This window comes from Synechococcus sp. CC9311 (assembly GCF_000014585.1).
Taxonomy (GTDB): Bacteria; Cyanobacteriota; Cyanobacteriia; order PCC-6307; family Cyanobiaceae; genus Synechococcus_C.
On the sequence record NC_008319.1, the window covers coordinates 499577 to 519962 of the forward strand.

A 20386-nucleotide genomic window follows, 5' to 3' on the forward strand; every position below is an offset into this window, starting at 1 on the left:
ATCAGTTTGTGTGTTTGTTGTGGTTGTTGGCTGAATAAAATGTTTTGACTTTAATTTTAAGTGACTGGTGTAATGCTGGAAATTTTACCCCCTTCACGATGTATTCTTATGAATTGCTCTGAGAGTTTGTCGAAGGGAATGTAAAAGACTCTATTTGATTTTGTGTATCGTGATATTCGACGTACATTGTTAGCTCTATATCCAGTTACCTCAACGCGATATGTGGTCCCTTCTTGGCCTGCTCCAACGCCGAGGCGTGTAGGTGCATCTTGAAGATTTTTGGCTCTCCTAAAGCTCCATCCAGTTGCTTCTTTGGATGATGGTGGGACAACAGCGAGTGGAAGGTTTTGGTAGGCAGCCCCTCCAAGTTTTGCTGTGATTCCTGATAGGTCACCTTTCAGACTGCTACTACTGTTGCCACGAAGAAGTTGGAAACTCCATGTGAACTCTTGAAGGGTTTTGCAGCTCTCCGTCTTCCAGCCACGCTGATAGGGCACAATCCACTCCCCGTATGAATTCTGATAGTCATCAGAATCCAAATAGCTATCTATATCGGCCTCAAATCCCAAACTGTCAAGACGTTCAGCATGCGCGCGCATTTCATCAAAATCGACCGGGGCTCTTCCTAAGAAATGTCTGAAGGCAAGTTCGATGTATCGATAGCGCGGGCAGGACTCGAAAAATCGGCTTCGATATAAGTCGCTTTTCGCGATTCGTCGGATGAGCTCACGAACGCTGATTTCCCCAAGCTTGAACTGGGATTCGGCGATCAATTGCCGTTCGCTCTCCATCACGTAGGCATTGCCAAGCACTTGCTTGTAGATAGCGCGTATGAGGGCTTCCTTTTGGGTGTCGTCGTCGCCTGGAAGCAGTTCGAGCGGTGCTTCACTCTCTGCGGAGAAACGCTCGACCCCTAGGAGCGAGGCAGGACCAAAGGGCATAAATGCTCTCTCTTTTATCTCTCATCAATCTCTTGCAAATCCTCTGCGATTGGACATCTTCTTTATAAAGCTCAATCAAGTGTTCCGTTTTGTTGCGTGAAACGACAAAATGATCCATCACGCCGTCGTGCGCGTTCGGCAGGCCTGTTTTATTGTTAACTTATGCTTCTAAAAGCAGGGATTCGAGGCTTGAGCGTGCACTACTTCGTGTTAGTGGATTCCAGTGGTCCAACTCGATCGCAGGCCTTTCTAGCAAAAGTTGAATATTGGGCTTCATTCCTTTGCACATAGAGAAATCGCTGCCTTTGATTGATTCGACTGTTTCCAGACTGGCCTCTGTTAAATCAGCCCCTCTTAGGTCGGCCATATTAAGTTCGCTAGTGCCAAATCGAGTTCTTCTACACATGGCTCCCCTTAAGATCGCATTGCGTAGATCAGCTCCTGCCATTGAGATGTTATCTAGTAGTGCACCACTAAGGTCTGCTCCACTTAGATAAGCCCCCATTAATGACCCTTTTCGTAGATCTATTCCTCTTAAATCCGCATTATTTAGGAACGCTCCGTTGAGTTGAGCTCCTGGTCCAATTGCTCCGCTAGTACGGATATTGAACCCCTCTGGTAACTGTGTTTTGTTGTCGTATTTTGCTAACCTCATGTCAACATTTTCTATTTGACATCCTGACAAATTTGCGCCTCTTAAATCAGCACGGCACAGATTTGCCTCTCTTAAATCAAGATTTCCAATATCTTTGTTTTGCCAATCCGCACCTCGAGCATCTACTGGGTAATGGGTAATATTTTCTGGCGAAGCCAATTCAGGCGGCCTCCAGTTATTTATGTCGAAATTCATGTTCTTAATTTCGTACCATCGATATTCCGATTGTAATTATTACTCGTGATATTTCAAAGCCTCCAATTGCAAATAGGACCAGCCAAGACTTAATCAGCCATGCGGGTGGTTTTCCAACGATCGAGTTCATCTCGCTCTTCACACCACCAGTAGTGAACGTTTTATTGACGACTTCTCTTGAAATAAGTGAATTTCTCCATTCTTCACCATAACGTGGAAATCTTTGATAAATTGGCATGTCTCCAGATGGCCGACCTGGTATTAACCTGCCACGCTGTGCTGGCGTACCATCATATCCAAAGTTACTCATATATTCATCACTTTCTAGTATTTGATCTACAAAATTTGCGAATCCTTTCTCTGCAATTACAATTGACCAAGCCAATCTTTCACCCTCGCCACTCACTGATCGCCCTAATACTCTCCCCACCACTTGCTCCACCATTCTGTAATTCGAGCTGCATTGATAATATCCTTGTTGAAACCTTTCTGACAACAGGAGACCTCTTATGAAGTCTCTCATTGTTATGTAACCACTCCTTAATTGTGATTCGAGATATATGTCTCGGTCACAACTCATTGCATGAAAGAAAATTTGCTTATATGTTTGTTCAATTAGGCTATCTACATCTCTTCGTGCTGCTATTGAAGACGCTGATGTTTCTCCTGTTACTTGATACTTGATTGAATCATTATTACCAGCAAGATTGTTGACCCGACTGTTCTGGCTCTTCAGAGAATAGTTGCGAACAGGTATAGCCATGGGTTTTTTGTTTCTGCTAGGTAGAATTGCCTGACTTTAAACGTAGAGTCTGTTGGCTTTCTTTTTTGTTGCCAAATCTTAAAGTATCTAGGTCGTCTTTGCTAGGTCAATTGTTATCATTTTGTACAATAGTCAAAGAAAAATGGCTTTCAAGGAGAATGTAATTGTCCCTGAAAGCCATAGGTAATATTAAAATTGTAAGCCTGAATGCAGGTGCTTTTGTGTCTGTTTGGAATTACTTTTGAGTAATTCTTATCTTTTTGTTGTTTGTGGTGTGAACATTCTTTGAAATGCTCCTGAGGATGGGTCCCTTACTGCTTTTGAATAACTAAATCCTGAGACATCAAAGTTACCTGTTGAAGTACTTAGTTCTCTCGCATTGGCTAATGTCATAACGAGTTGGCTTCTTCCGCCTACAATCTTGTCTGAACTTGCGTTGCCTGTGCTCACTGAGCACATATTGACAAACGTGGAGCAGTAAAACCCTGCTTCAGATTTCCATGCTCGATCGTAAGGGACTGTGTCAGTACCAAACACCTCAAGATATTCACCAGATGAGGTCATTCTATTAATGAATACATCATATCCCTGGTCTGCGATTAAACTTATACAAGCGCTAATTTCACTTTGATTAATTGGTGGTCGGCCCAGCAAATGCTTGAAATTGTGCTCTACTCCTCTAATTGGTGAAACTTTGTGGTAATAGTTCTGTCTGTAGAATTCTGACTTGGCTAGCCCAGCGACGAAATCTCTAGTTGTAATTCTTCCGTCTCTAAGCTGGGATTCGAGCTCTTTACACCGTTGACTATCAGTTGGATTTGCATTGCCCATCACCTGTTTATAGGCACTGCTAATAGCTGTTTCTAAAGCACTATTTCCAGTGGCTGAATATTCCTCCGCTGTAACGCCAAATGGGCATTCCCCATGATGTCTTGGCCCAATACCAATTCCCATAGATTTGCATTGGTTTTCTTTAAATCTCTCTACTGTTAGAGCGGCTGCTTCTTTCGCCTTTTTATTTGTTGCTGTAAATGAAGTGCGCGTATTATTCGTGAAATCACGTGTTGGCTTGATGGCAACCATAACTTGATTCTTTGAATTTTGATTTGACTGACTCTACTTCTTTTTGCCATATTTTCGCTGTCTTTCCTATTTCTGCAACAAAAATTTTACTCTTAACCACCTCTGCCTTGAACTGTGTTGATTCGTGCGAATCATTGAGTCCCTTTGATTTGTCAAATTTCGCCATCTTTTTATTGTTTTACATTGTTTTGACGCTTGTTTTTATTTGATGCATTCTATCTTTTCTACTAGATGGTTGAAGCATCCATCCAGTAGTTTCAGGTCCTTCTTTTCTTTTCTTTCTGAATATACTTTTTTGCAGTTTTCTTGTAGCTCTTTCAGGCAAATTATTAATGCATCTATGGGTACTTCTAGTATTTTATATAATTCTTGGATTGCCTTTACTCCCTCTTTGTCAGTAATGTTTGTGTATCCTGCAGCTGTTCCGTAGATGCTTATTCTTGCAAAGTGAAAGCAATCTCTCCAGCATGCCTCTGCTCTTTCTTTTGGGTAGAGTGATCCACCTGGTTCTGTGATGTTTGGGATCTTTCTGATCAGAGTTTCTTTTGCGTTATTAATTAATTCGGGTAGTCTATGCTGTAATTCTTCGAGTTTTATTGAATCGCAACGCGATTGCTCGCAGAGGCTATTCAGCTCTATGGTGCTCAGTAGTCTTTTTTCTCTGTTGGCCAAGTCAAGTATTTTTTGATTTTTTTCTAGTATCAGGCTGCTTTTGTGCAACCCAAATAGTTCTGCTTTCTTTGCTAGCTCTCTTAATGTTTGAGATGGATTATTTTCCATCTTTTTGCCAATTTCCTAGTTGTTTGATGTCAATAATTGGAGATGCTGTTAGCCAGCCATGGCGCTCTAAGTAGAATGCCCAGGTTACCTCTGATCCAAGTCCTGGGCAATATTTGCAGACTGCTTCGGCAATATCATTTGGGATATCGAGCGATTTTAGCAAGTTTGCTATTTCGCTTGTTTTCCCGATCTTTGTAGAGCGTATTGCTGCGCCAACGATCCATGTTAATTTCGTGGTCGATAAATCTACTTGATTACTTTCGCATGCAAGTAATACATTCCCAGGGTTGGAAATGTTTTTCAGTGTTTCTCTCCACAGCATGATGTCTTCAGGCTTTAAGTTTAGCCTTAAAATTTCGTTCCCGATGTTGTAGTGAACCTCTTTCTCCTCGGAGCTATTCTTGAGCAGGTTTGAGAGTGTCTGCTCGACTGTGCTCTCCATTTGTAGGATCTCCTCTTTCTCTAGGCTTTCAGTTCTTATTCTTATATTTTCTTCGTTATTGCCTGGTCTCCGTCGCTAATCCCGAATTTCATCATCAATCTTTATAAATCCTCATCTTCTTTTTGTTGATTGGTCGCTTCTTTTCTGGCTTGCCTGAATTTCCTTGGTTTTTCTTATGCTAAAGCCCTGTCTTTTTTGTGTTCTAAATGCTGCTTATCTCTGTTTCTGTAGCCCTTTTGTTAGTTTTCTTGGCTCATTACCATCGGTCGATCACTAATTGGTCGCTCGATCTTGAAGGGTATCCCTGATAAAAATCTGACTTTGGAGACCCTTGACGTGTTCTTCAAGGCTTTCCAGCACGGAGAGTACTGACTCTTGATTAGCGTGAGCACAGAAGTGGTTAGTTTCTTTCCGGGCAGCTTTCGTCCAGTTTAGGTTTCGTTGTTAACCCTCTTTTTCTTGTATTGGTTCGTATTTGCCTTTTGGCTTTTAGTATTTCTACTTACTCTCAAACCCCTTCTCATGCCAAGGTTTGAGATTGCAGTGGACAATTTCATCGTAATCGATATCATCAGCTTTCGATCAGTACGGAGATCTCTCCCATGGCCAATTCTAGTCATGACACGATTCCGCAGTTGAGCGGTCAACTTCACATGATTAGTGAAATTGCTGAATCTTTGACGCTCAGATTGCTTGCGCTTGAAGAACGACATAACGAACTCGCTTCGCGTTTGGAGTCTGTTGAGCCGGATCAGGATGAGAATTCTGATAGCTTTTTATTGCTTGCTGATAGCAGCGATAGGCTCGTGCAACTCCGTGGCTTGTTGAGTGAGCAAGTTGAAGAGGACGCGCATGTCGAGAATCCTCGCCTCGGGGTGGTGATCGATTCCCATGACGACTCAGAGAACTATGAGGATGAACCTGAGAATTTTGATTTGGAGCAAACGGAGTACGTCAACGATTCACAGGAACCACCCTTAGAAACTTTGGATCTAGACCTGGATCAGAGCGACGAACTTCTTTCAGCCTGATTGGTTTGATCCATCCAGGTTGAGCAATCGAACTCTGAAGATGGCGATCTGACGAGCTTGCTCAGGTTCTGTCTTCAAAAATGGATGGTCATCCATTTTTTTAATCACCGTATCGATGCGTTGATCAATGGAAAGCTCAGCAAATTCCTCTGCGTTTGCTGATTGCTTCCATGTTCGGTCGAACACCATCGCAAATCCGTCTGGATTATTAAAAGTGCGATCATCATCGATTGGTACGCGAATCATTGGGTTTTGGATGTAGATTTCAGAATCTAGATTTGATCTGGAGGCCTTGCGACAATTGGCCACTCTAAGCATTCAAAGCGGTGGAACAGTGTGTTGTCTTAATGTGCTTTGAATGCTTTCTTGCTCGTTTTTGATTCAATACCTCAATTCTAAGGACTTGTTATTTGGTTGACCCAACGCACTCTTTTGGGGTCCATGGACTGAAGAACTCTAATCTCTTGCAATTCCAAAGGCTGCAAGCGCCCGTACCTTGCTGCTTTTGAAGGAGCTGACGCCAGGTCGTTCCATGGACTGTTGAGCTGAGTTTATGGACGAAGACGTCAAGGCACTGTTTGGCCTCACCTGAATAGTCAATAATTGAAAGGATTTTTGACCCTATTTGACTTGTCTTTAGCGGTTGTCGATGGGATTCGCATTTTAAATTATAATTTTCCAATGTGACAAATAAAGTTAATGTGTATTGAGAAGAGGTCTGTAAGTGTTTGAATTTTGCAATCTCGCCTTTAGCGTCTCATGTAAGCATTTGCGTACTGATCAATAAGGCTGGAATCGTAGCGATGCGAAGATAAAACTTCTGTTATTCGATATGCCATGGTTCTTGATGTTGAGGAATATCGTTGGCCCAGTGGTTTGAGCTTCTTCCCTTGATCTCTCAGTGTGGTGAGTTTTCCTGCTCGATATTGCTCTTCAGTTAGATCGATGATGTCACCACTGCTATTTTCAAGCCACCAGTGGTAGTCATCAGTCTCTTCATGTTTGTGAGAGCCTCGGATGCAATCAAAATCTTTCCAGAAGAAGCGATGCAGTGTATGCATTGTGAACAAGTGCCATCCTCTTGTCTGATTAGTCGATGTATGGAGAGAGTCTTTCGATAGGCTCTCTTTGTTATCGGTTCGGTTTGTTTTTTCAAACTTGCTTTCGATCTCAAGAGTGGAATGCAACCACTTTTTCCCTTTCGCTCTCTTCTCTTGAAGCATGCCTATTGGATTAATGTAGAGATCAAGGAAGCACTGAGAAATCGTCAGGATGTTTTGATCTGTTGAAGGGATTGAGAGGTCTCCATTACAAAATTGACTCGATGGAAAGATGCCATCCGTGTGTTGTTTTAAGACCCTTTCGCCATTCACACATAAATGGCCGGATCGACTAGTAAGAAGAAAACTCATGTGGGTTATGGAGAGTTTTCCTGGAAGATGCAATCTTTTCACTTTACCGCGCCATGTGGGACCTGATCAGTTTTTAAGCACTTCCACTCCTCTCCTTCGTTGATTTTATTCCACTCATTAGTCCGTGAAGGCTTGTATCGACTCAAGGCTTGTATCGACTCAAGGCTGGGGTCGGCTGAGATGCGAGCACCTAACACTCTTCTCTATTCAGGCTCAGGATCCAAGCGAAAGGTGATGGGCTGCATCCAGTGTTTGACTTCTTTGTGGTTTCTGGGGTGTAACCCCTTCCTTCTTATGCTTCTAAGCTGTCCCAGCCAAACACCTGAACCATTTGTGCCCTCAGTTGTGCCGTCGTTTCAAGAGCCGGAGTGAGGCTTCGTTGTCGTTGAGGGCTTTGCTTCATCAGATACTCGAGGTCTTGTAGGAGCATCGAATTCATATTCATGGCAAGAATGCACTGGGCATTTTCACAGTGCTTCTGTTTTATATCGTTGTACATAGAGACAACATCTTTGATGTAATCGATAAATACCTTGCTTGACTGCTCCTTTGATAAAACTTCTTCTTTGCCCCATCCGAGACGAATGATTAGTTGATGGCATGATTTTTGAGCGGCAATGGTGTGTTCATTTTCTTTGAATGATGTCTTGATGAATGTCGTGATATTTGCGATGCAAAATCTCATTCCATACACCATACTGTCGCTTTGCTCTAAATCGTCTTGGATTCTGTCCCAAGTGATCCTTGCGATCCGATCGTCAGGCTGCATCTCGGCTAAAGCTGCTAATTGGATGGACCGCGATTCAAGTTCTTTGTTTAGCTTGCTATGCATTGATATCTATTCACAAGAATAGTTGTTGATATTTCTCATGAGGGTAAGCGCTTTTGCTCTGAGTATGCAACGTCTGAGCTGGAGGACTGTTGTCTGATTGCTTTGTTTCTGTGCCAATCCAATCCTGCATGAGATTTTTCACAGAGCTGTTTCCTTTCAGCGTTGAAGGTTTGATGTGACCCATTGGGTTGGTCGGTCGAAGATTGTGCTTGCTTGCGGGATTGTCGAATTCAAAGCCAAAGTTGTTTCTACATTCTTTTTGTTCATCCCGCGTTTAGGTTTTTGCTCATTAACGCAAGAATGTCAGGCTGTTCGCTGCTGCTACGAAGTCATTGGCTCAAGGCGCTGAACGGAATGGATGTTCCTTGCATTTGTATGACAGGCTCAGAGTGGCTAGTCAGGAATCAAGCGGTGTAACCGCTTCGGCAGGATGGCAGCTTCAGCGTTTGCTTCATGACATACGAGCAAGAGGTCATCATTAAGTGCGCCATCAAGGGAACCCTTGGCGGTCTTGACAAAAAAATGACGTCCGAGGAACTTGATGAGTTGCTCAATGGGTCTCAGGATTGGAGGAAGCACTTAGTGATTGAGGAGATCACAGAGGTGGCCACCATCCATGCAGGGCGCCGTCGTCCAGAAATTGACTAGTGATGATGGCTCTGCCCTACTGCAGATCAATTCATCAAGTCAACTGTTTAGACGGTGTGGTGATTCATCTTCAACCCATGCGTCACAGCGTTGCTGTATTCATCAGGTTGCAGTCAATGCCAGGACCCAGATTTGAACTGGGGACACGGCGATTTTCAGTCGCCTGCTCTACCAACTGAGCTATCCCGGCACGTCGCTTTCGCGACACCGGAATCTTAAATCACGGGGTGCGCCCTAGGCAGATCAATCCCCTGACCTCCCACCCCGCGTTCTTTAACGTTTTGATTGCTTCTTGAGCTGTGGCTCCACTGGTGAGGATGTCATCGACAATCCAAGTGGGTGTTGCAGAAATGCACCTAGATCGTTGATCTGGATGGATTGCGAAGGCAGATTGCATGTTGACAAGCCGTTGACTGCGACTGAGGTGGTGTTGGCCCACGGTTGGCCGACAACGTTCCAGCAGCGTCTTGGTGGTTCGTTCAAGGCTCCGGCAGATCAATCGTGGCAGCGGATTGGATCGCTTATCCGCTTTCCAACTGGGGATTGGAACCAAGAGAGCATTCGCCGGAAGGATTCGCTGCAGAGCGAAAGTAATCGCCTTCAGTCCTGATAAGTCTTGATTGCGCCGTAGGCGCAGTATTTCGCTGCGAAGCTCTCCCCGATACCAACCGGCCGCGTTGAAACGAACAGGGGTGATCCCCCTCAGTCCCAATTTCATGAGGCCCAGCTTTTGGGTGCACTCGTTGCAGGGGTGATCAGCTTGTTGATGGCTTTGGATCACCTTCTTGCAAATCGGGCAAGAAGGCACAACGAACAGGTCTTGTAGGCAATCTTGGAGTGCAGTAAGCAAAGCGTCAGAACGACTGCCTTCAGGATTCCCCTTTGCTCCCGTCAGAGGGCATGGCTCTCAGCATGGCCACCATGGTGCGGTGGGCATCCTCACTGTCAGTGAGTGTGTGATCAAATGGAATCCTGAGGGGTTTCCCGTCTACCTCAAGGCTCATCGCGTCAGCATTGACGGCCGTCATGGTGGCGATATTGGCAGCACTAACCCCTCCGTAATGGAGGGCGAACTGAAGCACTGCATCGCCATGGTCATCATTCATGTGACGACAAATGCGTTCGCTAACAGCGGGGGTAAGCGGATCAGCGGTCATGGTTGAAGGGGCGAAGGTGAGGGGGGTCGTGGCTCAGCTAAAGCGTTGCCAGAGCAGAATGGCGAGCCGAAACCCGCTGAATCCCACATATCCGGCAAGCACGATGAACAGGCCAAGGGCTAGGCCGTCACGAAGTCGGTTGGGCAAGGGTTCGGTGATGCTCGTCTAATTCTCCCTTAGATGATGAGTCTTGTCTGGTGCTTTCACAGCCTGCAGAGCCAGACGCGCGACTCCGGCGGCTGGAGGTGTGTTGCAACTGCGGATCGGAACACCGAGTTGGCGCTCGCGCAGGCGACGCCATTGAGGATTGCGCGCTCCACCTCCAAGGGTCACGATCTTTCTTGGCGGATCGGCTCCAAGGCTTGTAAGGCGTTGCCATCCCGCGTGTTCAATTTGCGTTAATCCCTCTAAAAGGCCATGCAGATAGAGGGAATCGCTGACAGGACGGGGTGTGAGTATGGGTTTGAGCTGGGGGTCATCAACGGGAAATCGCTCTCCGCATCTGGGAAGTGGGCGCAGCTGTAAGCCGCTGTTTTGATCAGGATCGATCTGACGGCTAAGTTCAGCGAGGTCGATATCAGGAAAGAGTTGTTTCAGCACCGCAGCACCCGCATTGGAGGCTCCTCCGCATAACCAACGGCCCCCCACGCGATGGTTGGAGGTCCCTGCCCAAGGAGCGAGGGGCTGATCGGTGAACCGTTTAAGCACCAAGGTGCTTCCCAGCACTGTGATGCCCTCGTCGTCTTCAGCATCAGCTGTGAGAACGGCCGCATTCGAATCTGTTGTTCCAGCGACAACCAGTAGATCCTCTGGCAGGTCTAGATCCTTGGCGCGTTGGGACGAAAGGGGGCCAAGTACTGAGCCACTGGCGCGAATCTCTGGAAGTGCATCCCACCAGGGTTGGCTGATGAAGCTGTCTGGCCAAGCTCTTTTGCTCAGGTTCCATCCCAGTCGAAGGTTGTTGCCTTCCTCCCCATAGCTCCAATTGTCAAGAAGCCACCCGCTTATCCAGTCGGCTTGATGGCGAAGCAGGAGAGGGGCTTTGGTTTTGTGTTGGTCGAATAGGTGCAGCGCCCGTGCAAGGCTCCCACTGGTGCTTGAAGCTGGTCCACCCTGTGGACTCAATTTTTCGAGCTGATCAGCGAATGTTGAGCATGAGAATGAATAGGGCAAAGCATCCGCAAGGGGCAGGCCCTGTTGATCGCATGCCAGCAATGTTCCTGAGGTGCCATCCACGGCGATGGCTTTAAGGCGATGTCGATAATCGGGCTTGAGGCGCCCGATCAATGTGCAACATCGCTCTCGCCAGTCGAAGGGGTTGATCAGACCGATCTGGTACGGCGAACTTTCGGTCTGGAGCAGAGCAAAGTTGCTGTCGATGACAGCAATTCGGACACCGCTGGTGCCTAGGTCAATGCCGAGCACCAGCGGATCTTGGCTCATGGTCTTGGGCCTAGAGGCTGCTTCCGGATTGGATGCGGTTCGCTTCCGCTTGCTTCAGGGAAGCCGCTTTGTCACCGACGTCTTCCCAGGGCAAGTTGAGATCTGGGCGGCCAAAATGGCCATAGGCAGCCGTGTCGCGGTAGAAGCGTCCACCGTTGAGGGAAGGCATTTCTCGCAGCTTGAACTGCTCGATGATGGCTCCAGGACGAAGGTCAAAGTGCTCTTGTACAAGGTCTGTGAGCTCAGCATTGGACACCTTGCCTGAGCCGAAAGACTCCACAAGGATCGATACCGGTTTGGCCACTCCAATGGCGTAGCTCAGTTGAACTTCTGCACGATTCGCAAGACCCGCTGCCACAAGTGCTTTTGCTACGTATCGTGCGGCATAAGCAGCGGAGCGATCCACCTTGGTGGGGTCTTTGCCTGAGAAGGCACCACCACCGTGACGGGCATAGCCGCCGTAGGTGTCGACGATGATTTTTCGACCCGTGAGACCGGCATCACCCTGAGGACCACCGACCACGAATTTGCCGGTGGGGTTGACCAGATAGCGGCAATTGGCGCGATCGGGCTTCAGAGGTAGGTCGGCAGTCGCTGGCAGGACAACGTGAGTCCAAAGGTCTTCACTGATGCGATTTCGCACCTCTTGCTCATCGGTTAAACCAGTCACCTCGGCGGTGTGTTGGGTTGAGATCAGGATGGTGTCGATCTCAACTGGCTTGTCGTTTTCGTAGACAACGCTCACCTGGGTCTTGCCGTCAGGGAGCAGGTAATCGAGTGTTCCGTTATGGCGGACTTCGGCCAGGCGCCTTGCCAGTCTGTGGGCAAGGCTGATGGGCAAAGGCATCAGCTCTGGCGTTTCATTGCAGGCGTAGCCAAACATGATTCCTTGATCACCAGCTCCGACTTTGTCGAGGGGATCGCCGGCGTGATCATCGGCTTCATCAACGCCCTGGGCAATATCAGGGGATTGTTGGTCAAGGGCAACGAGTACGGCACAGCTCGTGGCGTCAAAGCCACCGGCTCGCGCTCCGCTGTAGCCGATATCTCGAATCACATCGCGTACAAGATGGATAAAATCCACTTGGGCTTTGGAGGTGACTTCACCTGTGATCATGCAAAGACCGGTATTCACAACCGTTTCGCAGGCCACCCGGCTTGTGCTGTCTTGGGCTAGGAGAGCATCCAGTACGGCATCACTGACTTGATCGCAGATCTTGTCAGGATGTCCTTCCGTTACGGATTCGGAAGTGAAAACGTATCGACTCATAAGTGGTTAGGGCGTGGTGGGATTTTACGGGTTGCCCCTACAGAGCTTGTTCAACCCTTAGCTCTTGCCAGTGATGGATCAAATATTGATGGGATGTCAGGTCGGGGGGGCGATGCCATCCCGCCACATACCCAAGTGCATAACCAATGCCTGCGCGGCGTGCCATCAGCAGATCTGAGTCGGCATCACCGATCAGTGCGCACTGAGATGGATCCAAATGCAATTGTCTGCAAAGACCATGCACGGCCCCTGGGTCTGGTTTACATGGGGTGTCATCAGCGCTCCAGATTCCTGTGATGAAGTCGCTCAAGCCATGGTCTTGAAGAAATTGTTCGATTCCATGCTGGGTGTCATTGCTGATCACGGCACAGATCACACCTGCGCTGTGCAGCTCGTTGAGCAATTCTCTTGAATGGGGCAGAGGGTTTCTGGCGCTGAGGCTTTCTTTCGTGGCGTTGTGCTTGTGGAGGCGGTCTACGGAGTCAAAAATCTCTTCTGCGAGTACGAGTGCCTGAGGCCAGCTGAGATCAAAGAGACAGAAAAGCGTTGCGGTGCTCAACAGATTGTGTTGACGCGAAGCGACGGCCAATGGTCCATCGGGAATCAAGCCGGAGTCGCAGCGGCCCATCGCGCGCTTAAGCAATCCCTCGAGTTGACTTTGCACGTCGGTTGATGCGCCACGGGAGGCAAAGACGCGAATGATTTCCTCAATCCTGGCGTCGGCCAGCTCAATGAGATGGGGTTCGCTATGGGAAAGGGTGCCGTCCTTGTCGAACAGCACCCCATGGATTAAGCCAAGTGAATGGCCTCTAAGAGATAAATGAGCCATGGGCTCATGCAGCTCAGACCATCATCGAGCTCAAGGGCTCTTCTCCTTCTTCCGCTTGCTCAAGAAGCATCTGCTTGTAGCGAGCAGCCATTTCCTCTGCCTTATCAAAGACCTTTTGAGGATCGGTGAGCATGTCACCGGGTTCTGGCTCCAGTGCCTTGGTAGAGAGTGAGATCCGACCGCGTTCAGCATCTAGATCGATGATCATCACTTTCATTTGATCATTCACATTCAGCACGGAATGGGGCGTTTCGATGTGCTCGTGACTGATTTCGGAAATGTGAAGCAAACCGCTCACCCCACCGATGTCGATAAACGCGCCGTAAGGCTTGATGCCACGAACGGTTCCGATCACCACTTCGCCGACCTCAAGGCGATTCATCTTGCGCTCGACCAGGGCGCGGCGATGACTGAGAACCAAACGATTGCGCTCTTCGTCGACTTCGAGGAACTTGAGAGGCAAGAAGTCTGCAACCAGCTCTTCTTTAGGTTTGCGCGTGCTGATGTGGGATCCAGGGATGAAGCCGCGCAGGCCTTCCACCCGAACGAGCGCACCACCACGGTTGGTGGCGAACACTTCTGAATAAATGGTGGCGTCTTCTTTTTGCAGCTGACGCACCCGTTCCCAGGCACGCTGATACTCGATACGGCGAACCGAGAGAGAGAGTTGGCCGTCTTCGTTCTCTTCACTCATGATGAAGAATTCCCGAATCTCACCGGGTTGCAACACGTCGCTGAGACCTTCCACTCTGTTGATAGAGACCTCTTGGAGTGGCATGAATGCGGCTGTTTTGGCGCCGATATCGATCATTGCCCCCTTTGTCTCCAGCGCGAATACTGTGCCGTTAACAATGTCGCCTGGCTTGAAGTTGTAGTCGTACTTGCTAAGAAGTGAGGCGAAATCATCAATCGTGAAGCCGGCTCCATCCAAATCCTTAGGGTTGGCACGACTGCTGGGATCATCCGCAGTAGGAATGTCTTCCGGGATGCTGAGATCCTCGTCCGTTCCGAAATCGGCTTGGTCCGCTGTGGCTTCGACGGCAGTGCTCTCGTCGATGGGAGTGGTTGAGTCCACAGCGAGATCCTGAGCCGGATCGGTTGGGGTAACAGTCATGGATGGATGGCGGTCTGCCCGAGGACAGTGCGATAAAAATTGACCCAGCGCCCGCCGACAAAGGGTCAGTAATTTTTAATTTTACAGAACAGCCTTGCTTTTTAGACGAGTGCGGCGAGTTCAGCTTTGTCTGCGTTCATCCCCTCGAGCGTGGAGACGAAATCGCTAACGCTTCGAAAGTGTCGATACACCGAGGCAAAACGCACGTAAGCGACTTCGCTGAGCCCCTTGAGATGACTCAGCACCAACTCACCAATCTCTGAACTGGTGATCTCACGGCTACTGCTTTGCTGAAGACTGAGTTCGAGATTGTCAACGATCTCTTCGAGTTTGCTTGGCGTTAACCCAGTTTTTTCGCAGGCTCGGCTTAGGCCGTGAAGCAGTTTGCTGCGGTTAAAAATCTCACGATGACCATTGCGTTTGATCACGGTGATTGGAACCATCTCTACCCGCTCGTAAGTCGTGAATCGGAATTCACAATTTAGGCATTCACGACGCCGACGCACACTTCTTCCGCCCTCGGCTGCTCTCGACTCGAGAACCCGGCTATCCGTGTTTTGGCAGGAGGGGCACTGCATGCCCTAATCAATCCAATTTGAATACTTCACATTGTATAGAACATGTGGAGCCTTGAAAAGTGTTTGAGAAATAAAAATCTGATTTGAGCAATAAAAAAACCCCGCTTTTGAGCGGGGTTAGATCTGCTGGATGGACTACTTACCGATCTTCGGTGGATCGCGAAATGCGATTGCGAAGAACAAGGTGGCAATCGCCAGGCCGAGGATGAGGATGTAAGCGAAGCTTTCCATCGAGAGTCTCCTAGAGAGCGATCAGCTGAGGGGTGTGGATCCCGTGGGAGGAACATATCCCTCGGGTAGGCGACGGGTGGATTTGTCGCCAAGTTTTTGGAAGAGGCCGAATTCAACCTGTTCGCCAAGATCTGGGTCGATTCCTGCGAACACGTCACGGTAGAGGGTGCGAGCACCGTGCCAGATGTGGCCGAAGAAGAAGAGCAGGGCGAAAGTTGCGTGCCCGAACGTGAACCAGCCGCGTGGTGAACTGCGGAACGTTCCGTCCGAGTTATAGGTTTCGCGATCGAATTCAAAACCTTCACCGAGTTGGGCCTTACGGGCCAGGCGTTTCACGTCAGCAGGATCAGTGAAGACCTTGCCATCGAGAGAACCGCCATAAACGGTTGCTGTAACTCCCTTCTGTTCGAAGGAATACTTGGCTTCGGCACGACGGAACGGAATGTCTGCGCGAACGATGCCGTCGTTGTCTTCAAGAACAACTGGGAAGTTCTCGAAGAAGTTGGGAAGACGACGCACTTGAAGTTCACGTCCTTCTTTGTCGGTGAAGACAGGATGACCAATCCATCCGGTGGCGAGACCGTCTCCATTCACCATCGGACCAACACGGAACAGGCCGCCTTTGGCAGGACTGTTGCCGACATAGTCGTAGAAAGCCAGTTTTTCGGGTATGGCTGCGTAGGCCTCATCAATGGAGGCGCCTTCGTCAAGGGCCGTTTGAACGCGGCGATTGATTTCTGTCTTGAAGTAACTCTGATCCCACTGATAACGAGTGGGGCCAAACAGTTCGACAGGAGTGGCAGCGGCGCCGTACCACATGGTTCCAGCCACGATGAAGGCAGCGAAGAACACAGCTGCGATAGCGCTGGCAAGCACAGTCTCAATATTTCCCATCCGTAAGGCCTTGTAGAGGCGCTCCGGCGGTCGCGTTGTGATGTGGAAAATACCGGCAATGATTCCCACGATGCCTGCGGCAATGTGGTGGGCCACAATCCCGCCTGGGTTAAACGGGTTGAAGCCTTCTGGCCCCCACGATGGTTGAACCGCTTCTAAGTGACCCGTTAATGAATACGGATCAGAGATCCACATTCCAGGTCCGAAGACACCTGTGAGGTGAAAGGCACCAAATCCAAAACAGCCAAGTCCTGCGAGGAGAAGGTGGATGCCGAAAATTTTCGGAAGGTCAAGAGCTGGTTCGCCCGTACGGGGATCTTGCCAAATTTCAAGATCCCAATACGTCCAGTGCCAAATCGCAGCAAGCATCAAGAGACCGCTGAAGACGATATGAGCGGCTGCAACGCCTTCGAAACTCCAGAAGCCAGGATCGACTCCCGTTTCTCCGGTGATACTCCAACCTCCCCAGCTTCCGGTAACGCCAAGTCGCGACATGAAGGGCATGACAAACATGCCCTGGCGCCACATGGGGTTCAGGACTGGATCCGATGGATCAAAAATTGCTAGTTCGTAGAGGGCCATCGAGCCGGCCCAGCCGGCAACGAGGGCAGTGTGCATGAGGTGCACGGCCAGGAGTCGGCCGGGGTCGTTAATGACGACGGTGTGCACCCGATACCAGGGCAATCCCATGGGTCAGGTTCAGGTGGAACGGAGCTGCTGATGCAGACAGACCAAGCGATCGTAGGGGGTTCGCCCAATTGAGTGGGGTGTGTTGTCGCGAGCTGCAATGTCTTGTGTTGAGCCCCCTTGATTTGTTTTCCCCGCAGTCCTGTCAGTGCTTCCGTCCCTTGCCTGCCGCATTCGGGTCTGGCCGAGGGGGTTACAAAACGCAACCTTTGGGCGCAAAGTGGGCGTTTATTGCTGGGGCACTCCATGCCAGTCATTCGTTTTCTGCGTGAAGGACGTGATGTGGAGTGTTATCCCGGTGAAAATTTGCGCGACGTCGCTCTGCGAGAAAACATCGAGCTTTACGGCTTGAAGGGACAGCTCGGGAATTGTGGTGGATGCGGTCAGTGCATTACCTGTTTCGTCGATGTTGTGGGATCCGATGCCGACGCGCCTTTAACGGCAAGAACCGTTGTTGAAGACAACAAGCTCAGGCGGCGTCCCGAGTCCTGGAGATTGGCTTGTCAAGCGTTGGTGGAGCAATCCGTGATCGTGTTGACACGCCCGCAAGTTCGTTTGGCTGAACTCGATAAGAAAAAAGCAGCAGCTCGCTCAGAAGCCCTGCCAGCAGGGCCAACTGCGTGGCCGTTTGTCGAGGGCGCTGAAGACGCTGAAGAAGGCTCGAAACAGGAGACTGATTCCGCTTCGGCTGCTACGCCCAGTGACGAGGGGTGAGCTGAAGCTCATCGTTGCTCCCGAACGATGATACGTTCGGCCTTGCACCATTAATCGCCCATGGAAACCAACGATCTCGGCTTCGTTGCCAGCCTCATGTTCGTCCTGGTTCCGACGGTGTTTCTAATCGTCTTGTTCATCCAGACCAACAGCCGAGAAGGTTCCTCCTGATCAACTGTTGGTTCATGGATGGTCCGCTTCAGTTCTTTTCTGGCTCGCGGACCAGAAGAACCGGAGCAGGCGCGTGGACTCGGATGTAATCGCTGATCGAGCCGCCAAGGAGCTTGTCCAGATCCACGAGGCCTCTGGCTACAAGGGGTCGCCTGTCTTGTGATGCGATCACGACGAGGTCGGCTCCAATTTCTTCGGCTGCTTGGCAGACTCCTCGGCCGATGTCCGGATTCGCCATGTGCATTGGCTTGAGTTCAACGCCCAGGCTCCGAGCGCGTTGCACCGCAGCAGCAAGCAATCCATCGGCTTTGTTGTCGCCGCCACGGGATGCTGATAGATCTTGCCTCGCAATGTGAACTCCGGTGAGCTGTCCGCCTGGGATGTCGCGAACCATTTCACAGGCAATCCGAAGCGCATCGTCGCCAACACCAGTTCCGTCAATGGTCACCATGAGGCGATTCACGTGGCGGACGTATAGGTCGTCACGGACCAGCAGCATTGGACGTGTTGACAGTTGGAACACGTATTGGCTTGTGCTGTTGGACAGGATCGACTGCAGGCGACCAAGGCCTCTGGATCCCATCACGATCAAGTCTGCATTGATTTCTTCAGCCACCTTGAGGACGGTTTGCTTGGCATCCCCTTGGCGGATGATCGAATTCACTTCATTGGGGTCAAGCCCTAATTGACTCACAGCTTTTGCGAGCAGGCTCCCAGCTGTTGTCCAATGATCTTCTGCGTTGACCTTGCCTTGCTCAGAGACCACGTGGAGCAGGTTGATACGAGCAGTCCTGAACCCTGGAAGGTCCCGCAGCATTCGCACCATTTCTCCGACATGCCCTTTGCCGGAATCAGCAATCAGAAGATTCTTGAACACGATGAAGAGTTAGGTCTGCGTCAGCCTATGGCTGATGCACCAGACCGTGCTGATGGTGACTGAGAGCGTTACGCGCCTTCCTTGGCAATTACACAAGCGTGTGCTGCCACAGCACACAGATCACGGCGGTGTGATGTGGCACGGCGCCTATGTCGGTTGGTTGGAAGAAGCCCGTGTGGAAGCACTCGCGGCTGTGGGGCTTCCCTACCGAGTGATGGCGCTTGAAGGGTTGGAAATGCCAGTGGTGCGCTTGGAGATGTCTTACAAGCGAGCCCTGTTGCATGGTGACCAGGTTGTGCTTGAAAGCCATGCGCTTCCTCCTGAGGGCCCCCGCTGGCGCTGGCGGACGCGTCTGTTGGTGGCCGATGGTGATTGTGCTTTCGAGGCGGATGTGGAGTTGGTGTTGGTCCGTCTCGACGGTGGACGACGTCAGGTTTTGCGCCGACCGCCGCCATCCGTTGCCACAGCGCTACAGCGATTGACCCAGGGGCCAGATCGATGATGTAGTAGTACTGATGTACTTGCAATGAATTGTTGGGAGAGCGTGGCTGGTGGTGGTTATGGATCTCATGCCCCGGACTCGGTGTTGCCAGGATTAGGGCGCTGAGGGCTGTTGCTAATGCCCATCAGGTGACCTTGGCCGATTTGTGGTCATGGCCTCTTGTTCGTTTGCAAGGAGCGCTTCGCTGGCCTGACTCCTTGATGGCGCGTGTCGAGTCTTATCGGCTGAGCAAAGGAGCTCTCCCCAGCCTTTTGGTTCCAGACAATGCTCTTTTCCCCCTGGATTTGGACTGGCCGATCGCATTTGATTCCTTGCAGCGCCCTCCTCTTGCTGTGCACTGGTCGGGGCAGAAGGCGTGCTGGCCTTTCTTATCCGCTCAAAAGGCTGTAGCGGTGGTGGGAACGCGCCGACCATCGGATCATGGCTGTCGGATGGCGCATGCTCTTGGTCAGTGCCTCGCCCGTGCTGGTTGGCCCGTGGTGAGTGGTCTTGCCGAGGGAATTGATGCCGCCTCTCACCATGGTTGTCTTGCAGCGAGTGGACTTCCAGTAGGTGTGTTGGGTACGCCGTTGGATCGTGTGTATCCGCCTGAGCATGAGGCCCTGCAGGCCCAAGTGGAGTCTGCTGGCCTGTTGTTGAGCGAATGGCCTCGCGGTGCGCGGGTGCAGAGATCCAATTTTGCTTTGCGGAATCGTCTTCTGGTGAGTGTGTCTTGTGCCCTAGTGGTGGTTGAGTGCCCAGAGACAAGCGGCTCACTGCTATCAGCCCAGATTGCTCATACTCAAGATTGTCCTGTTTGGGTGGTTCCAGGGGATGCGCTGCGTTGGTCTTGTAAGGGCAGCAACGGTTTGTTGCAGGAGGGGGCAACACCCTTGCTATCGCCTGAATCATTGATTGCGGCCCTAGGTCCAGGGCCGCTTGCGGCCGCGAGGACTGCGTCGATGACATTGGACCGATCCCGGTTTTCAGTCGATCGGAATCATTCGCTTCTGCGTGGCGTTGATCAAGGGCTCACCCTTGAGCAGCTATCTGCAGCACTCAGCTGCAGTCCCACTCAATTGGCGCATGAGTTGTTGCAACTCGAGCTCGCGGGTGTTATTGAGCCCAAGCCTGGACTGCGTTGGCGGTCCGTTTAAG

General features: G+C 50.1%; 25 protein-coding genes and 1 tRNA gene. 6 read left to right on the top strand and 20 right to left on the bottom strand.

Features of this window, described 5'->3' with window-relative positions; genetic code table 11:
• Positions 1–56: 56 nt before the first annotated feature.
• The 6 genes from SYNC_RS02475 to SYNC_RS02495 form a co-directional block, all read right to left on the bottom strand.
• Positions 57–941 carry a phycobilisome linker polypeptide gene (locus tag SYNC_RS02475; protein WP_011618472.1) on the bottom strand — a complete coding sequence of 295 codons (885 nt, stop codon included), beginning with the start codon at positions 939–941 and terminating at the stop codon, positions 57–59.
• A 160-nt stretch (positions 942–1101) separates the two neighbouring features.
• Complete coding sequence (locus SYNC_RS02480) at positions 1102–1791, bottom strand: pentapeptide repeat-containing protein (RefSeq protein WP_011618473.1); 690 nt, start codon at positions 1789–1791, stop codon at positions 1102–1104.
• A gap of 4 nt (positions 1792–1795) precedes the next feature.
• On the bottom strand, positions 1796–2554 hold the full coding sequence (locus tag SYNC_RS02485; RefSeq protein ID WP_011618474.1) for a phycobilisome rod-core linker polypeptide: 759 nt from the start codon (positions 2552–2554) through the stop codon (positions 1796–1798).
• 252 nt (positions 2555–2806) lie between these two features.
• Positions 2807–3637, bottom strand: a complete 831-nt coding sequence (locus tag SYNC_RS13695; protein WP_011618475.1) for a phycobilisome rod-core linker polypeptide — start codon at positions 3635–3637, stop codon at positions 2807–2809.
• Between the two features lie 201 nt (positions 3638–3838).
• A complete protein-coding gene (locus tag SYNC_RS02490) occupies positions 3839–4417 on the bottom strand; it encodes a hypothetical protein (protein WP_041426332.1) in 579 nt (192 codons plus the stop codon).
• Positions 4407–4859 carry a hypothetical protein gene (locus tag SYNC_RS02495; protein ID WP_011618477.1) on the bottom strand — a complete coding sequence of 151 codons (453 nt, stop codon included), beginning with the start codon at positions 4857–4859 and terminating at the stop codon, positions 4407–4409. The genes SYNC_RS02490 and SYNC_RS02495 overlap by 11 nt, the downstream gene beginning before the upstream one ends.
• Before the next feature lie 602 nt (positions 4860–5461).
• On the opposite strand from SYNC_RS02495, the gene SYNC_RS02500 reads away from it, so the two are divergent.
• The gene (locus SYNC_RS02500) at positions 5462–5890 is read left to right on the top strand and encodes a hypothetical protein (RefSeq protein ID WP_011618478.1); all 429 of its coding nucleotides are present in this window, start codon (positions 5462–5464) and stop codon (positions 5888–5890) included.
• Here SYNC_RS02500 and SYNC_RS02505 read toward each other — a convergent pair.
• The 3 genes from SYNC_RS02505 to SYNC_RS02515 all read right to left on the bottom strand — a co-directional run bounded on the left by SYNC_RS02505 (position 5882) and on the right by SYNC_RS02515 (position 8071).
• A complete protein-coding gene (locus SYNC_RS02505; RefSeq protein ID WP_041426870.1) occupies positions 5882–6136 on the bottom strand; it encodes a hypothetical protein in 255 nt (84 codons plus the stop codon). The genes SYNC_RS02500 and SYNC_RS02505 overlap by 9 nt on opposite strands.
• Positions 6137–6639: 503 nt before the next feature.
• Positions 6640–7302 (bottom strand): hypothetical protein, encoded by a 663-nt coding sequence (locus tag SYNC_RS02510; RefSeq protein ID WP_148201809.1) that lies wholly within the window; start codon positions 7300–7302, stop codon positions 6640–6642.
• 292 nt (positions 7303–7594) lie between these two features.
• Positions 7595–8071, bottom strand: coding sequence for a hypothetical protein (locus SYNC_RS02515; protein ID WP_237699254.1), 477 nt, complete (start codon positions 8069–8071; stop codon positions 7595–7597).
• A gap of 516 nt (positions 8072–8587) precedes the next feature.
• Between SYNC_RS02515 and SYNC_RS02520 the strand changes: the two genes are divergently transcribed.
• Entirely contained in the window at positions 8588–8782 is a 195-nt protein-coding gene (locus SYNC_RS02520; RefSeq protein ID WP_041426334.1) for a hypothetical protein, read from the top strand.
• A gap of 117 nt (positions 8783–8899) precedes the next feature.
• On the opposite strand, the gene SYNC_RS02525 is transcribed toward SYNC_RS02520, so the two are convergent.
• From SYNC_RS02525 to psbB, 10 genes are all read right to left on the bottom strand, one after another.
• A tRNA-Phe gene (locus SYNC_RS02525) sits at positions 8900–8972 on the bottom strand.
• A 30-nt stretch (positions 8973–9002) separates the two neighbouring features.
• A complete protein-coding gene (locus tag SYNC_RS02530) occupies positions 9003–9500 on the bottom strand; it encodes a ComF family protein (RefSeq protein ID WP_148201810.1) in 498 nt (165 codons plus the stop codon).
• A gap of 151 nt (positions 9501–9651) precedes the next feature.
• Positions 9652–9939, bottom strand: a complete 288-nt coding sequence (locus SYNC_RS02535) for a DUF2470 domain-containing protein (protein WP_011618484.1) — start codon at positions 9937–9939, stop codon at positions 9652–9654.
• A 165-nt stretch (positions 9940–10104) separates the two neighbouring features.
• Positions 10105–11382: an FGGY-family carbohydrate kinase gene (locus SYNC_RS02540; protein ID WP_011618486.1), complete on the bottom strand. Its 1278-nt coding sequence runs from the start codon at positions 11380–11382 to the stop codon at positions 10105–10107.
• Between the two features lie 10 nt (positions 11383–11392).
• Positions 11393–12652 carry a methionine adenosyltransferase gene (gene metK, locus SYNC_RS02545; RefSeq protein WP_011618487.1) on the bottom strand — a complete coding sequence of 420 codons (1260 nt, stop codon included), beginning with the start codon at positions 12650–12652 and terminating at the stop codon, positions 11393–11395.
• Between the two features lie 37 nt (positions 12653–12689).
• Complete coding sequence (locus tag SYNC_RS02550; protein WP_011618488.1) at positions 12690–13481, bottom strand: HAD family hydrolase; 792 nt, start codon at positions 13479–13481, stop codon at positions 12690–12692.
• Positions 13482–13494: 13 nt separating this feature from the next.
• The gene (locus tag SYNC_RS02555; protein ID WP_041426335.1) at positions 13495–14595 is read right to left on the bottom strand and encodes a 30S ribosomal protein S1; all 1101 of its coding nucleotides are present in this window, start codon (positions 14593–14595) and stop codon (positions 13495–13497) included.
• 101 nt (positions 14596–14696) lie between these two features.
• The gene (gene nrdR, locus SYNC_RS02560) at positions 14697–15173 is read right to left on the bottom strand and encodes a transcriptional regulator NrdR (RefSeq protein WP_011618490.1); all 477 of its coding nucleotides are present in this window, start codon (positions 15171–15173) and stop codon (positions 14697–14699) included.
• 135 nt (positions 15174–15308) lie between these two features.
• Entirely contained in the window at positions 15309–15404 is a 96-nt protein-coding gene (locus tag SYNC_RS02565; RefSeq protein ID WP_006854916.1) for a photosystem II reaction center protein T, read from the bottom strand.
• Positions 15405–15425: 21 nt separating this feature from the next.
• Entirely contained in the window at positions 15426–16988 is a 1563-nt protein-coding gene (gene psbB, locus SYNC_RS02570; RefSeq protein WP_011618491.1) for a photosystem II chlorophyll-binding protein CP47, read from the bottom strand.
• A 117-nt stretch (positions 16989–17105) separates the two neighbouring features.
• On the opposite strand from psbB, the gene SYNC_RS02575 reads away from it, so the two are divergent.
• Both SYNC_RS02575 and psbM read left to right on the top strand, forming a co-directional pair.
• Positions 17106–17699, top strand: a complete 594-nt coding sequence (locus SYNC_RS02575) for a 2Fe-2S iron-sulfur cluster-binding protein (RefSeq protein WP_011618492.1) — start codon at positions 17106–17108, stop codon at positions 17697–17699.
• A 60-nt stretch (positions 17700–17759) separates the two neighbouring features.
• On the top strand, positions 17760–17870 hold the full coding sequence (gene psbM / locus SYNC_RS02580; RefSeq protein ID WP_006854919.1) for a photosystem II reaction center protein PsbM: 111 nt from the start codon (positions 17760–17762) through the stop codon (positions 17868–17870).
• A gap of 28 nt (positions 17871–17898) precedes the next feature.
• Here psbM and SYNC_RS02585 read toward each other — a convergent pair whose 3' ends face one another.
• Entirely contained in the window at positions 17899–18747 is an 849-nt protein-coding gene (locus SYNC_RS02585) for a universal stress protein (protein WP_011618493.1), read from the bottom strand.
• A 52-nt stretch (positions 18748–18799) separates the two neighbouring features.
• Between SYNC_RS02585 and SYNC_RS02590 the strand changes: the two genes are divergently transcribed.
• Positions 18800–19249 (top strand): acyl-CoA thioesterase, encoded by a 450-nt coding sequence (locus SYNC_RS02590; protein ID WP_011618494.1) that lies wholly within the window; start codon positions 18800–18802, stop codon positions 19247–19249.
• A gap of 29 nt (positions 19250–19278) precedes the next feature.
• Positions 19279–20385, top strand: a complete 1107-nt coding sequence (locus SYNC_RS02595; protein WP_011618495.1) for a DNA-processing protein DprA — start codon at positions 19279–19281, stop codon at positions 20383–20385.
• The last annotated feature ends 1 nt before the right edge of the window (position 20386 follow it).